The sequence below is a fragment of the Streptomyces canus genome (assembly GCF_030816965.1).
In the GTDB taxonomy this organism is placed as follows: Bacteria; Actinomycetota; Actinomycetes; order Streptomycetales; family Streptomycetaceae; genus Streptomyces; species Streptomyces canus_E.
This window is the reverse complement of the sequence record NZ_JAUSYQ010000002.1, coordinates 8,661,116-8,676,156: the sequence shown is the minus strand read 5'-3', so window position 1 is coordinate 8,676,156 and position 15,041 is coordinate 8,661,116. Positions and strand designations below refer to the sequence as shown.

Annotated in this window: 8 protein-coding genes and 4 pseudogenes; 6 read left to right on the top strand and 6 right to left on the bottom strand. The window is 66.6% G+C overall.

What is annotated here, in order from left to right:
- Positions 1-128: 128 nt before the first annotated feature.
- Both QF027_RS40520 and QF027_RS40515 read right to left on the bottom strand, forming a co-directional pair.
- The gene (locus tag QF027_RS40520) at positions 129-866 is read right to left on the bottom strand and encodes an IS6 family transposase (RefSeq protein WP_307082674.1); all 738 of its coding nucleotides are present in this window, start codon (positions 864-866) and stop codon (positions 129-131) included.
- Positions 867-1,113: 247 nt separating this feature from the next.
- Positions 1,114-1,803 carry a response regulator transcription factor gene (locus tag QF027_RS40515; RefSeq protein WP_307080412.1) on the bottom strand — a complete coding sequence of 230 codons (690 nt, stop codon included), beginning with the start codon at positions 1,801-1,803 and terminating at the stop codon, positions 1,114-1,116.
- 419 nt (positions 1,804-2,222) lie between these two features.
- Here QF027_RS40515 and QF027_RS40510 point away from each other — a divergent pair.
- The 4 genes and pseudogenes from QF027_RS40510 to QF027_RS40495 all read left to right on the top strand — a co-directional run bounded on the left by QF027_RS40510 (position 2,223) and on the right by QF027_RS40495 (position 7,175).
- Positions 2,223-3,301, top strand: a pseudogene (locus QF027_RS40510) (asparaginase).
- Between the two features lie 408 nt (positions 3,302-3,709).
- Positions 3,710-4,657, top strand: a pseudogene (locus QF027_RS40505) (IS5 family transposase).
- A 157-nt stretch (positions 4,658-4,814) separates the two neighbouring features.
- Positions 4,815-5,918 carry an IS110 family transposase gene (locus QF027_RS40500; protein WP_444876104.1) on the top strand — a complete coding sequence of 368 codons (1,104 nt, stop codon included), beginning with the start codon at positions 4,815-4,817 and terminating at the stop codon, positions 5,916-5,918.
- Positions 5,919-6,053: 135 nt separating this feature from the next.
- Positions 6,054-7,175 (top strand): IS630 family transposase, encoded by a 1,122-nt coding sequence (locus QF027_RS40495; protein ID WP_307080410.1) that lies wholly within the window; start codon positions 6,054-6,056, stop codon positions 7,173-7,175.
- A gap of 129 nt (positions 7,176-7,304) precedes the next feature.
- Here QF027_RS40495 and QF027_RS40490 read toward each other — a convergent pair whose 3' ends face one another.
- Entirely contained in the window at positions 7,305-8,540 is a 1,236-nt protein-coding gene (locus tag QF027_RS40490; protein ID WP_307080408.1) for an IS701 family transposase, read from the bottom strand.
- 164 nt (positions 8,541-8,704) lie between these two features.
- Between QF027_RS40490 and QF027_RS40485 the strand changes: the two are divergent.
- Together QF027_RS40485 and QF027_RS40480 are read left to right on the top strand one after the other, a co-directional pair.
- Positions 8,705-9,261: pseudogene (locus QF027_RS40485) on the top strand (IS110 family transposase); the annotation flags it as partial.
- 81 nt (positions 9,262-9,342) lie between these two features.
- Complete coding sequence (locus tag QF027_RS40480) at positions 9,343-10,683, top strand: IS701 family transposase (protein ID WP_444876103.1); 1,341 nt, start codon at positions 9,343-9,345, stop codon at positions 10,681-10,683.
- Here QF027_RS40480 and QF027_RS40475 read toward each other — a convergent pair whose 3' ends face one another.
- From QF027_RS40475 to QF027_RS49825, 3 genes and pseudogenes are all read right to left on the bottom strand, one after another.
- Positions 10,684-10,848 (bottom strand): NAD(P)H-dependent oxidoreductase, encoded by a 165-nt coding sequence (locus QF027_RS40475; RefSeq protein ID WP_307080405.1) that lies wholly within the window; start codon positions 10,846-10,848, stop codon positions 10,684-10,686.
- A gap of 526 nt (positions 10,849-11,374) precedes the next feature.
- Positions 11,375-13,627: a glycoside hydrolase family 3 N-terminal domain-containing protein gene (locus tag QF027_RS40470; RefSeq protein WP_307080403.1), complete on the bottom strand. Its 2,253-nt coding sequence runs from the start codon at positions 13,625-13,627 to the stop codon at positions 11,375-11,377.
- A 1,117-nt stretch (positions 13,628-14,744) separates the two neighbouring features.
- Positions 14,745-14,912, bottom strand: a pseudogene (locus QF027_RS49825) (hypothetical protein); the annotation flags it as partial.
- Positions 14,913-15,041: the final 129 nt, after the last annotated feature.

Sequence of the window (15,041 nt, the reverse complement as noted above, 5' to 3'; positions counted from 1 at the left end):
ACCTTCGTGCTCATACAGAGAGTCGTCCAACACACGGGGCGGGGCAGCGGGGGGCGCTGTCACGTTGTTGGGTGTGTGGGTGTCTGACGGTGCGTCGGGGTGTGGTGGGCCGGGTTCCGGCCGGGTGCTCAGGGCGTGGTGGGCTGGACGGCGGCGCCAGTGACCTGGTCCCAGATCGCGAAGCGGACGGTCATCTCGGCTCGATAGTCGACGGCGGTCATCAGATGGCGGCGGGGCCGGAAGTGGGGTGAGATGCCGCTGAACGCGGACAGGAACCGCTGGGCTGCGCCGACGGAGCGGAAGCCCTTCATCGCGCGTTCGCGTTGCCTCGTTGGCTGGTGGCTGTTCTCGGCCCGGTTGTTCAGGCCCTTGTGAGAGCGGTGCTCCACGGAGGGCATGACCTCGCGGTGGGCCGCGCCGTAGGAGCGGAGCTTGTCGGTGACGATCACCCGCGGCACAGCACCGGTCTTCTTCAGGAGCCTGCGGAAGAAGCGCCTGGCCGCGGCCTTGTCCCGGCGGTTCTGCACGAGGATGTCCAGCACCGTCCCGTCCTGGTCGACGGCCCGCCACAGGTACCACTGTTCGCCGTTGATCCTGACGAAGACCTCGCCCAGGTGCCACTTGTCCCCGGGCCCAGGTTGCCGGTGGCGCAGCGCGTTGGCATAGGCCTGCCCGAACTTCAGACACCACCGCCGCACCGTCTCGTAGGAGACGACCACTCCGCGCTCGAGCATGAGCTCCTCGACCTCGCGGAAACTGAGGGGGAAGCGGTGGTACAGCCACACCGCGTGGGAGATGATCTCGACCGGGTACCGGTGCCCCCTGTACGACGGCGGTGCGCTCTCCACGGACGGCCCCTCCAGCATGATCAACCCGAAGATCATCCCACGCCATCAACCAACGTGACAGTGCCACCTGATGCCCCGGTACCAGGCGACTGTTGATGCGCGCAGCCTCGCCGTGTTGTCCGGCCTGCACTTCGCGCCGACATCACGCACGCCTACGTCAATCCCAGCCCTGCCGTGCATCTACTACGTCGCCGCACTCAACATGCGACCCGCGCCGCCGGCCGGCCAAGCACACATGAAACCGCCGGGCCCAACTCGAGCGTGGCTACGGCATCGGGGCGACGAGCCGATAGCCCACGCCGCGCACGGTCTCGATGAGGGCGGGGATTCCCAGCTTGGTGCGCAGGGAGGCTACATGAACCTCCAGGGTGCGACCCGTGCCCTGCCAACTGCTCTGCCACACCTCGCTGATGATCTGATCCCGGCGGAAGGCAACACCCGGCCTCTGCGTGAGCAGTACGAGCAGCTCGAACTCCTTGAGGGTCAGCTCCACGGCTGACCCGCCGACGGTCACCCGGCGGGCGGGCAAGTCGATGTGCACGGGCCCGAACCGTAGATCGCTCCTGCCACGCCCCGCTCCCACAAGGGGCACGGTGCGTCGGCTCACGGCATGGATACGGGCGAGCAGTTCCCCGACGCTGTACGGCTTCACCACGTAGTCGTCGGCTCCGAGGTTGAGACCGCGTATTCGGGACGGTACGTCGGAGCGCGCCGTCACGATGATCAACGGAGTACCGGTCCGCTTGCGGATCTTGCCGCACACCTCGTAGCCGTCCTGGTCGGGCAGTCCGAGGTCGAGCAGGATGACACTGAAGGGAAGTGCGTCGTCCGCCAGCAGGCTCTGGAGCGCCTCCCTGCCGTTGCAGGCATGCACTATTTCGAAGCCGTGCCGCGACAGTAGCGCCAAGAGGGCACCAGCCACGTGAATGTCGTCCTCGACGAGAAGCAGTCTCATGCCGACTCCTTTCGGTCCACTAAAGAATCCACACGGATCCCCTGGGGCCGCGTCAAGGGGAAAGAAGGTCACGGACGTATTCCGTTTGACGATTAGCTCAAGTTCCCCTCAGATGTAGTGACGCGAAGCACGTGGCGTACTACTGTCCTCCACACCGAGGACGAAAAAGAGCAGTAGGCCGACGGGAGCACCAACCAGCACGTTGCCGCCTGCGCGCGATCGATTGAGTGGGACATCACAGTCGACAGCCGGCCGTCCTTCGACACTCACACCACGGTCTTTCGGTGAGTGACCTGAGGGCGCAGCGTCCCCCCTTCTTTCCGCAGAACCCAAGGGGTGTTTTTCCCATGAAATCCCGGAAACCAGAGCCGCTCACACTCACCACATCCGAAGATGTAATTCGCCATCCGGCGGAACAGATGCTTCGGGTGTTCACGTCATCAGCGAAGCGGGATGGCTCTCCTGCCGAGGCACCAGTAGTTCGAGAGCCCCTTCATGCGCCGGTGGCCCACCTGTTCCGCGGTGATGTGATCGAGAGCAGCCATTACGGCTCAGTCGTCGTGCTGGCGGCCGACGGGCGGGTGGAGCTGCAAATCGGCGACATCGAGGCGGCCTTCTGTCCCCGTTCGGCGCTCAACCCCGTCCAGGCGACGGCCCTGGTGCGGGCCGGCCTGCCACTGGAGGGAGAGCTGCTTGCGCTGGCTGCGGCCACCCACTCCGGCGAGGAGCAGCATCTCGCCGGCACCCGGCGCATCCTGGATCTGGCCGGGCTGGGTGAGGACGCGCTGCGCAACCTCCCGGACCTGCCCTACGACCCGGTCGTACGGGAGAGTTGGATCCGGCAAGGGCGCCTGCCCTCCCGGATCGCGCAGCACTGCTCCGGCAAGCACGCAGCCATGTTGCTGACAGCGCGACTGCGTGGCTGGCCGCTGGAGGACTATCTCGACGCCGCGCATCCGCTGCAGCGGGCTGTGGCCGAGAGGGTGGAGGAACTGACCGGCCAGCGCATCGCCCAGGTGACGGCCGACGGCTGCGGTGCACCGCTGTTCTCGATTTCCTTGCACGGCCTGGCCCGCGCCGCCGCCCGAATCGCTACGGCCGCGCCGGGCACTGCTGAGGCGCGCGTGGCCGACGCGATGCGCGAGCACCCCGAGATGGCCTCCGGTTCGGGCCGCGATGTCGCGTCACTGATGCGTGCCGTGCCGGGGCTGCTGACCAAGGACGGCTTCGAAGGCGTGCAGGTCGCCGCCCTTGACGACGGACGGGCCATAGCGGTGAAGATCGCGGACGGCGCCGGATAGCGGTGAAGCGCGTGAAGATCGCGGACGGCGCCGGCCGCGCGCGCGTGCCGGTGACCACGGCGGCGCTGACGCGCTGCGGCGTCGTTCCGGCAGCCGTCGCCGAGTTCGCCAGCATGCCCGTCCTGGGAGGTGACGCGGTCGTCGGCCATCTGCGGCCCGCTCGTGCCCTGGCCGCTGACGGCCGCCCGCGCACGTAGTCCCGCATCCGGCGGCGGGGTTCGACACGGCCGAAGTGGTGCCCGATGGTGGTGAAGAGGTGGTCCCAGGTCTCGGCTGCCTGTTCGGACCTCCGCCCACTCCGCGTCCGTCATGTCCGACGGATACCGGCGCACCCGGTCCGGATGATCAGCCGCGTTGCCGTACACGTGCGCGAGGCAATCGCACGACACAGCGGGCGAGTTGAAGCGGGCGGGCTCGGGCGCGTACCACTGCGGCAACAGGGTCTCCTGGATCTCGGTTGGCTTCGCAACCCCGAGCTACCAAGAGGCCCTAATCCGTTGCTAAGAACGCTCCCAAGGGGCAGTTGTTCTTGGGGATGTTCGAGTGCCGGGCTGTGACATCTAGGGCGTGTCTCTTCGATCAGTTAGCTCGTTGTTCTGGTCATGATGAGTCGGGGGGATCTGACGGACGGTGAGTGGGCCGTGCTGGAGCCTCTGCTGCCGGTCAGCAACAACCGGTGGGGCCGGTGGCGGGATCACCGGCAGGTGATCAACGGGATCATTCACCGGCTGAGCACGGGCGTACAGTGGCGCGAGCTGCCCGAACGCTTCGGCCCGTGGAAGACCGTCCACAAGCGGCACGCGCTGTGGTCGGCCGACGGAACCTGGGAGATGCTCCTGCGGCACGTCCAAGCCGCCGCCGACGCCGAGGGCGACATCGACTGGAACATCAACGTCGATTCCACGGTCGCCCGTGCTCATCAGCACGCAGCGGGCGCGCCCAAGGATCCACCGCCGTTGCTGCCGGGCTCTTCAAAAGGGGCTCCGCGAAGATCGGTTCAGCATCTGTCGGCGGTGGTGAGCCTGCGCGACCTGCTGGAGGCGGCGGTGCGGCAGGCGAAGCACTCGGCCGTTCCCGCGGCGGGCTGACCTGCAAAATCCACATTGCCGCGGAAGGGCCGCTGCCGCCCACTGGCTTTGCTCGTCACGCCAGGCCAGCGGGCGGACTGCACCCAGTTCGAGCCGGTCATGGACAAGATCCGCGTTCCCCGCATGGGACTCGGCCGGCCTCGTCGCACGCCGGACAGCGTGAGTGCCGACAAGGCATACAGCAACCGTAAGATCCGCGCCTACCTCCGCAAGCGAGGCATCCGGCATGTGATCCCGGAGAAGAAGGACCACAAGGCCGCACGTCTGCGCCGGGGTTCACGCGGCGGACGGCCCCCGGGCTTCGACAAGGCCCGGTACAAGGAGCGCAACACGGTGGAGCGGGCCATCGGGAAGTTGAAGCAGTTCAGAGCCGTCGCCACCCGTTACGACTGTGAGGATGGTGGGGTGCCGCCTTGGGTGGTGGTCTGGCCCGCGATACGACTGGCCCTGGTGCCTTGCGTTTGATCTGCCGGCTGCTGCCTGAGGCGGTGCGTGCTGTCACCGAAACGGTGGGCGTGTCCCGATAGGGGCCTTCGCGACAGGCACCGTCACAGTCCTGACCGCCACACCGTTCCGGCGTCAGCCACCGGCGTTTCCCGAGGCGATCAGGAGACAGGCGACCATGCCCAGCATGACTCAACAGAGCCATCCACGTCACGACACAACTGATCAGCACGAACAGGTCCTGCTCGGAGTCGACACGCACAAAGATGTCCACGTGGCTGCGGTCATCACTAGCACCGGTTTTCTGCTGGACACGCGAAGCTTCCCCACGACCCGGGAGGGCTATCGCCAACTGCTGTCCTGGGCACGTGCTTTCGGGCTGTTACGGCAGGCCGGAGTAGAGTGCACCGGCTCCTACGGAGCCGCCCTCACCCGCTATCTGCACCAAGAAGGCATCACGGTCACCGAGGTCAACCAGCCCGACAAGGCCGCCCGACGCCGACACGGCAAGTCCGACTCCATCGATGCGGCAGCCGCCGCCCGGGCAGTCCTCTCCGGCCGAGCCACAGCCACCGCCAAGACGACCGACGGCCCGGTGGAGACAATCCGGCTGTTCAAGATGGCCAAGACCTCCGCGGTCAAGTCCCGGTCCATGGCCATCAACCAGCTCAAGGCCGTGCTCGTGGCGGCAGAGCCGGCCTTGCGTGAGTCACTGGCCGGGCTGAGCAACCCCAAACTCATCCGCCGGTGTTCGCAGCTGCGGCCCGCGCCCGGCACGGGGCCGCAGGCGGCATCCCGCCACACGCTCCGGCTCCTGGCCAAGCGAATCCTGCATCTCACCGAGGAGATCAACGACCTCACGGCACGGATCAGCACAGCGATCGATGCCTGCGCACCCAAGCTCCTGGAGCTCTACGGTGTCGGTCCGGACACGGCAGCAGCCTTGCTGACCGCGGCCGGCGACAACCCCGACCGCCTGGCGAGCGAGGCCTCATTCGCCGCCCTCTGCGGTGCCAGCCCCGTGGAAGCATCGTCTGGAAAGACCCAGCGCCGCCGACTCAACCGCGGCGGCGACCGCCAGGCCAATTCAGCGCTCTACACCATCGTCATCGCCCGTTTGCGATGGGACACCCGCACCCGTTCTTACGTGGAACGACGAGTCAGCGAGGGCAAGACACGACGCGAAGCCATCCGATGCCTCAAACGCTACGTGGCCCGCGAGATCTACCAAGCCCTGCTCACAGCCAGAAAGCAAGCCCCGGCACCAGTCCCCGCCGGTTGACATCCATAGGGGCATCAAGCGCGACTATGTCTACCTCGCCACGGCCACCGCGGCAGCCCTCATCATCTGGCTTCGCACGTGATCGCCCGGACAAGTCCTAGTGTCCTGCGCCAGTAGTTGATCGTTAGTAGTGGTATGACTTCTGCTGCTGGTGCGTCAGCTCCCCGTCGAGGCCCGAAGCTGGAACCGTTGCTGCTGTCTGCTGAGGAACGGGCGGAGTTGGAGCGGTGGACGCGTCGGGCGACATCGGCCCAGGCCCTGGCCTTGCGGGCGCGGATTGTGCTGGCGTGTGCGGGGTCTGAAGTGCCGCCGATCGTCGCGGTTGCCCGGGAGCTTCGGGTGACTGCGGACACCGTGCGCAAGTGGCGGCGTCGCTTCCTCGCCGAGCGGCTGGACGGTCTGGCCGATGAGCCAAGGCCGGGCCGGCCTCCCACCATCAGCGTGGATCAGGTGGAGGCGGTAGTGGTCACCACGCTGGAACAGGTGCCGAAGAACGCCACCCACTGGTCTCGGAAATCGATGGCCGAGCACAGTGGTCTGTCGAAATCGACCGTGGGCCGGATCTGGCGGCAGTTCCAGCTCAAGCCGCATCTCGCGGACACCTTCAAACTCTCCACCGACCCGCTGTTCGTGGAGAAGGTCTACGACGTCGTCGGCCTGTACTTCAACCCGCCGGAGGGCGCGGTGGTGCTCTCGGTGAACGAGAAGTCGCAGATCCAGGCTCTGGACCGGTCCCAGCCGGTGCTGCCGATAATGCCGGGCATGCCCGAGCGGCGCACCCACGACTACGTCCGCAACGGCCTGACCACCTTGTTCGCCGCGTTCGACGTCGCCACCGGCGAAGTCATCACCGCCCTGCACCGCCGGCACCGGGCCGCGGAGTTCAAGAAGTTCCTGATCCGGATCGACAAGGAGGTGCCCGCTCACTTGCAGGTGCACCTGATCGTGGACAACTACGGCACCCACAAGACACCCGCGATCAAGATGTGGCTGGCCAAACACCCCAGGTTCGAGCTCCACTTCACCCCGACCGGCAGCTCGTGGATCAACCAGGTCGAGCGGTGGTTCGGCTACCTGGCCCACCAGATGATCCGCCGCGGCGCACACAAGAACATCCAGGCCCTGGAAGCCGACATCCGAGCCTGGGTCAAAGAGTGGAACAAAAACCCCAAGCCGTTCATCTGGACCAAGACAGCCGAGGAGATCCTCGACTCCCTCGCCCGCTTCTGTCGACGGATCTCTGGCGCAGGACACTAGTAGTGCTTCGTTAGGTTGTGGGCTGTCTGCGGCTGCTCCGAGGGCGGGGCAGGAGGCGTCCGCAGGTGGTGCAGGTACCGGTCCAGCACCTCAGCAGGTCCTGAAGAACGTCGAGGACCTGGTAGAGAGTTAGGCCGGTGTGCGGACTTTTGGGTCGAGCCGCCGGAGGGTGAGGAATGCCTGAGCGGCGGTGACGAGGGTGACGTGGTGGTGCCAGCCGCGCCAGGTGCGGCCCTCGAAGTGGTCCAGTCCCAGGCCGTGCTTGAGCTCGCGGTAATCGTGCTCGATCCGCCAGCGCATCTTCGCCCACCGCACCAGGTCAGCGACCGGAGTGGTGGCGGGCAGGTTCGATATCCAGTAGTTCGTCGGAGTGTCCTGGCCGTCCGGCCATTCGACCAGGAGGGTCTGGACGGGCAGGACGCCGTCCCAACGGTTGCGGCCGCCGCCCGCCTCCTGAGCTGCGGCCAGGGACTGCTTGCCGGCGGGCCGCACTGTCAGCACCGCGAACCGCGAAGTCATCGCGCCTTTGCTGCCCTGCCTCCAGGTCACCTTGGTGAACCGCTCCGCACCCGCCTGCGCTGCGAGGACGCAGACGGCTCGCGGTGGGGTGCGGTAGCGGGGAAGGGTGGGCGGTCCGAGCCCGCCATAAGCAGGTTGGTGCGGCTCAACATCCTCCGGGTGGGCAACTTCCTTCCCGTTCAAGGCCAGGACATAGGACAGCCCTCGTTCCTGGAGACCGAGCCGGAATGGGGTGCTGACGCCGTAGCCGGCGTCGGCGACCAGGACCTGCGCCTTCAACTGCCACTCGGCGAGTGTGTCCAGCAGGCCGAGCGCCAGACGCCACTTCTCCTGCTGCACCACGTCGTCGGGGACCCCCGCCCTGCGGCAACGGTCCGGCTCGTCCGTCCACTCACGCGGCAGATACAACTGCCACTGCAGTGGGCACGAGGCGGTGTCGGTGGCGGCATGGACACTGACCGCGACCTGGCAGTTCGCCCGTTTCCCGACCGCTCCGCAGTACTGGCGGGCCACCCCCACCGACGCCTTGCCGCACTTGGGAAACGACACGTCGTCGATCACCCACACCTCAGGAGTGATCACCTCGGACAGCCGCTCGGCGATCCGCTGCCTGACCGGCAGCGGATCCCACGGCGACTGGTTCACGAACTGCTGCAGGGCCTGCATGTTCCCGTCCGGCAGCCGCTCGGACATCGGCTGGACCGACTTGCGCCGGCCATCCAGCATCAGGCCCCGCAGATAACACTCGCCCCACCGCCGCTGATCCCGCCGCGGCACCGAGGCGAACACATCGGCAACGAACCCCGATAACTCACCCCGGAGTCGTTCCACTTCCCCCAGCCTCATGCCAAGAAGATGCCCAACACCAGGCGAGATCACCCGACGTAACGCAGCACTACTAGTGAGGTGGAGGCACACCGCAGGGCGGTTGATGCCTGGGATTAGGTCGCTCGCGTGGCCCGCATGCGCTCGTGACCAGCGCAAACACCTGCACATCAGGGAGGGAAACCTTGATCTACTGCGGAATCGACTGGGCAGAACGCACCCACGACGTCGCCCTGGTCAACGACACCGGCACGCTGGTGGCGAAGCGACACATCACTGACGACGCGGCTGGCTACAAGCTGCTGCTGGAACTGCTCGACGAGCACGGAGACACCAAGGAGAACCCGATCCCGGTGGCAATCGAGACCTCCCGCGGCCTGCTGGTCGCGGTGCTGCGGACCGGGAAGCGGAAGGTATACGCGATCAACCCGATGGCGGCTGCCCGCTACCGCGACCGGCACAGCGTCTCGCGCAAGAAGTCCGACCCCGGCGACGCCCTCGTCCTGGCGAACATCCTCCGCACCGACATGCACGCCCACCGGCCCCTGCCAGGCGACAGCGACCTCGGCCGCGCGATCGCCGTCCTGGCCCACGCTCAGCAGGACGCTTGTGGAACCGGCAGCAGATCGCCAACCAGCTCCGTTCCCTGCTGTTCGAGTACTACCCGGCTGCCCTGGACGCCTTCGCCACCTGGACCAATGGCCTGTGCCGCCCTGAGGCCCGCGAACTCCTCACGGCAGCTGTAGTTCTGGCATCTGTACTGATCAGCGCCTTGCAGAGCCGGGTGCGGACATGAGTACGGCCACCGCGATCACGAACGTTTGTGACGACGTATCAGGACGCGGTGGCCGTGGAAGCCACGATAGTCGAGCAGGCGTGGAGTGAGACGTTCGGAACGGCCATGAGGGCGGTCGCGGGCTGCTTCGCGCGGTGTGAAGCGCGGGCGACTGCGGCGGAGTTGGTCGCGGGGCTGCTGCTGGAGGTGGACACGCGCAACTGTTGGACGCTCGGGCCGGCGCTGGGGCATCCGGGCCCTCACCGGCTGCAGCATCTGCTGTCAGGTTCCCGGTTCGACCACGAACGCGCCCGGGCGGAGATCGCCCGCCTGGTTGCCGATGAACTCGCCGGGCAGGACGTGGTGCTGGTGGTGGACGAGACGGGCGACGCGAAGTCCTCCACTGACTGCGTGGGGGCTGGACGGCAGTACTCGGGTGCGATCGGCGGTGTCGGTCTGTGTCAGGTGGCGGTGCACCTGGCGGCGGTCACGGCGACAGTGAAGGTGATCATCGACCGGGTCCTGTATCTCCCGGCGGACTGGGCCGCGGACGAGGAACGCCGCGAGGTGACCGGGATGCCGGAGGAGATCGCCTTCGCGACGAAACCGCAGCAGGCGCTGGCCATGGTCACCGACGCGCTCGCCACGGGGATCGAGGCCCGCTGGTTCGCAGGCGACGAGGTGTACTGCGGGCGCAAACTACGCCGGGGTATCCGGTCGTTGGGGATCGGTTACACGGTTGGCATCGCCGCTTCCTACCAGATCACCGACGGAGCAGGCCGCCGGCGGGAGGCCCGCAAACTGATGAACAAGGTGGGGCCCGCACAGTGGATGCGCCGGCAGACCGGACACGGCACCAAGGGCACCCGTGAGTACGACTGGGCCTGGCTCGACGTCCGCCCCGACGATGCTCCCGACGAGAACGGAGCGGGGACGAGCGTTCTGGTCGCGCGCCGGCACCGCTACACCGGCGAGGTGTCCTACTTCCGCTGCTGGGCTCCCGGCAACGTTTCGCTCGGCACGCTCGTGGAAGTGATCTCCCGCAGGTGGGGGATCGAGGAGACCTTCCAACTCGCCAAGGGCTTCACCGGACTCGACCAGGGTCAAGTGACCTGCTGGAACTCCTGGATGCGCTGGTCACTGTTCTCCCTGATCGCCGCCGCTGTCCTCGCCCTTACGGCTGCCGCCGTCCACGAGGCCACCGAGGAGCGGCCTGAGCTCGTCCCACTGACCTGTCCCGAACTCATCCGTCTCCTGCGCGCCCTCACACTGCCCGCACCAGTCCGTGACCGCGATCACGTCCTGCACTGGACCGCCTGGCGCCGCCGCCACCAAGCCGTTGCGACAGCCTGCCATCAGCAACGACACCGCCGTCACGACCAGCCGTGATCAAGAACTACAGCTGCCGTGACTGACCAGCAGGTCGACCCAAGCCTTGACGCTCGACGGGATGGTGTAGTTATACATCGGCACGCCGAGCACGATCGTGCCGGCGTCGAGCTCATCGTCCGTCTGACCGTGGTCGCGGCTGGGGTCCAGAAGGTACTCGCGCACGGGATGGGTGAGGTGGGGATGGGCTGGGCAGCCAAGTCGCGGTGGACGTAGCCGGCATCAGGGTGGTTTTGCCGCCACTGGGCCGCGAAGTACGAGGTCAGCTGGCGCGACGTGGAACCCTCATCACGGATGCTCGCATCGATGTGAAGACATCAAAGACCCCTGAGGTTTGCCAGGCAGTTCGTAAAGACCGCAGATGGTCCGCGAACATTAGGGGGAATTCCTTTCACCGCCTCTCTGGTGTTCCCCGTGCGTACGGCAGAAGGCATCTCGCCGGGCCCAGAGGTGTCCCGGCTACCGACGTATATGCCGTTTCCCGGTGCGGCAACGGGGCATTCTGCGTCCACTGCCGCATGATCTCCCAGTGCGGGTGTTGTGGATCCTACCGTTGATGATCTCGCGGTCCTTGACGCGGGATGCCTCGCCACAGCCGGCGGTATCAGTGAGGCTGGTAATCCCCGCTCCGAATGAGGGAGTTTATCTCGACGAACACGCCGCCGTTATCCACGGCCACCGCCAGGTGATCCTAGTGGTTGAACTGGAACCAGTTGAGGTTGGCGAGGTCGGCTCCACCGCCTCCGCTGGCCACGACATACAGCTTGTGCACGCCGGTGGCCGACCCAGTGACACTCGCCGTACGGCTCGTCCAGGACTGCCAGCCGCCGGTGTTACTGAGGGACACGGTGGCCAGTAGAGGGCCCGTTGGGCTGTCGAGGTGGTACTGGAGTGACCCGCTAACCGAGGAGTTGGAGGCGATCCTGGTGACCACACTGGTGGGCGAGGTGGTACCGAAGTCCACGTCGTAGTAACCGATGTAATCGTTCGCAGCGATCCAGCCGACGTCCTGGCCGCACCCGGAGTCGGTGCAGTGCTCAAGCCCGGTGCCGCTCTGGTCGTCGTAGTAGGCCGCGCCGATGACGTCGTACGGGTTCTGGGTCGACGGGAAACTGTCACCCGCGCCATAGGGGAACAACGGTGTCTTGCCGTCCCCGGTGTTGATGGGCTGCTGGCTTGCGCTCTGCATCCAGGTCACCGGCAGCTTGCCCGTGGGGTTGTAGTCGCCGAAGAGCACGTCCGCGACCCCGGCGCCCTCGGTTCCCGGGAGCCACGCCGCGACGAGGGCGTCCCAGCTGGGCAGTTCGCTCGCGATGTCCAGCGGCCGCCCCGAGACCGTGACCACGATCACCGGTACCCCCGCGGCCTTCAGGGTGGCAAGGGTGGACAGGTCCTCGGCGTCCAGACTCATCGAGCCCGGCCGATCGCCCTTGAACTCCGCGTACGGGGTCTCTCCCACAACGGCGACAGCGGCTTTGTAGCTGCCGTCGATACCGGTTCCGTAGCGGTTATAGGTGACCGTGGTGGACGAGGACACCGTACTCCGGATGCCCTGCAGGATCGTCGTGCCCGGGGTTGTGTTGCCGCTCTGGCCCTGCCAGTCGATGGTCCAGCCGCCGCTCTGGTTGCCGATGTCATCGGCGTTCTTGCCGGCGACGAAGATCTTGCTCGCGGTCTTGGGCAGCGGCAGTATGCCCCACTTGTTCTTGAGCAGGACCTGGGACTTCTTCACCGCCTCGCGAGCGATCAGCCGGTGAGCGGCGCTGCCCACGGTGCCGGTGTACGAGCGGTCGGTGTAGGGCCGCTCGAACAGGCCGAGCTCGAACTTTTTGGTGAGGATACGGCGGTTGGCGTCGTCGATGCGGGACATCGGCACGTGGCCGAGCTGGACCTCGCTCTTGAGCATGGAGATGAACGATTTCCACGCGTCGGGCACCATGATCATGTCGAGGCCGGCGTTGATGGAGGTGCTGACCTCCGCCGCTGTGAAGCCGACCTGCCCGTCGATCTGGTCAATGGCGTTCCAGTCCGAGACGACCACGCCCGAAAAGCCCAGTTCACCCTTGAGTACATCGGTGATCAGGTAGCGGTTGGCGTGCATCTTCAGGCCGTTCCAGCTGCTGTACGAGACCATGACCGAGCCGACGTGCCTGGCGACCGCCTCTCGGAACGGGGGGAGGTGTATGGCCCGCAGATCCGCCTCGCTCAGCTCGGTATTGCCCTCGTCCACGCCGCCGGTGGTCCCGCCGTCGCCGATGTAGTGCTTGGCGGTGGCCATGACCGAGCCGGAGTCGGAGAGCTTGGAGCCCTGCAGGCCGGTGATCTCCGTGGCCATCGAGCTGGCGATGTCGGGGGTCTCGCCGTACGACTCGTACGTCCTTCCCCAGCGGTCGTTGCGCACGACGCACAGACAGGGGGCGAAGTCCCAGTCGATCCCGGTACCGGAGACCTCTTCAGCGGTCGCCCGGCCGATGCGCTGCACCAGGCCGGGATCGCGGGCGGCGCCGAGGCCAATGTTGTGCGGGAAGATCGTCGCTCCGTACACGTTGTTGTGTCCGTGCACCGCGTCTATGCCATACATCAGGGGAATGTTGAGCGGGGTGGCCAGTGCCGCGCCCTGGAACGAGTCGTACATATCGGCCCAGGCTGTCGCTGTGTTGGGCGCTGGCGCCGAGCCTCCACCGGACAAGAGCGAGCCAAGGCGGTAGTCGGTGATGTCCGAGTTGGTGACTGATTTGCGCTCGGCCTGGGTCATTTGACCGATCTTCTCGTCGAGCGACATCCGGCTGAGCAGGTCCTCGACTCGGACAGACACCGGCTGGCTCGGGTCCTTGTACGGCAGCGCCGCAGCCGCAGCCGGGCCGTTGGTCAGAACAGGGATCAGAAGCAGCAACGACGCGGCCACCAACCTGCCGCGCCACTGAGCGACACGGGGCAATTGCATTCGCATCTCCTAGGGTGAACTGCTTGGAAAAAGTGGCTGAGAGAACGGGGATCGATCGGTGAGTCTGGCGGCCCCGGCTGGGACCGCTGGATCGATCACCGTCTATGCGAGGAACCGTGGGAGGCGTTGGACAAGGTGGCGGGTGTGAAGCTCATTGCGGGGATACGGGCGGTTCGGCGCAGCCGGGGCTCCGAGAAGGAACCGATCCTGCAGATCGTGGGCGAGCTCAGCGAACCCGAGCAGCGAGGGCTGCTGCGGAGTATTCGCCACCGCGTGCGTCGGGGAAGAAGCCCACTTGTTTCGATCCGTGGTCCATCATGACGGGACCGATCGGCGCCTCTCGGCGCACCAGTTGATCGAAGGCCTCCAGGCCCATGCGACAAGTGATCATTACGAAGAGGCGCCTTGTCGGCAGCAGGTAGGGCCGGCGCGGATCGCCCGCGTCGCACGGCACATCTCGGGGTCATCGGCAGCAGCGGTCAGCCACTCGACGCCCCTTCTGGTCATCCGCTCCATGTCACCCACCTCGGTCGGCGCGGTTCGGTGGCCCCTCCGGCCTCCGCACGAACAGACTCGCGCCGCAACCCCTGACCGAACAGACGCCGAGAGACGCCTAGGGACGACGGCAAAAGTGCTGTTACGTCATGCTCGGTCCACAGGCGGGGCCACTCGGCACCCGCCGCCGCTCGGCATGTTGATCGCGGGACCTTCCCCTTGGCTTCTCCGGGGAAGTCGGCCTCCCCGGGTCATAAGGTGGGACCCGGGGCGGCCCGAACGGCCGCCCCGGGACCGGGGGGGGGGAGGGTTACCTGGGGCGGCCGAACGACCACACCGTACGACGCCCACCAGGGCCTTGTGAGCAATCCGTCCACTGGAGGGGTCGAATGGGAAGCGGATCGGCCCTTCCGGACACGAACAGCCGTCCCTGGGAGCCCAGATCAAGCCCCTGCTTGAGGACCGTCCTCACTCCAAGGTCCTGACCTAATGAGCTCGGTTGGAGCCGGAGAAGCCTCGTCCTGCCCCAGGTCGATGAACCCTGAACTCGAAGTGGCTCGATGGTTCTGACTCCGGTCGAGGGCGAGAGGGACGAGAGCAAGAGGTGGGCGCCCCCTGGTTCTCACTGGCGCAGTAGGCGGTGACGCGGGAGGCCGGGTAGTGGCACAACAGGATGCCCAGCCCCCAGGTCGTGCACGCCGCAGCTGTTGGAGATCACGTGCAGATCGTCCCTGCCTGCGGCGTGCAGGGCCTGCATCAGGGACATCGGGGTGCCGCACAGGACGAAGCCGCATGCGGCAAGTGTTCATCCAGGACAAAGCGGCGACGACCCAGGAGAGGCTCGGGCGGGCGAGGTGTTCGGCTATCCAATGGCTGGTCCCGACCAAGGTGTTCAGGTCGACTCCGATGTGGATGCCGA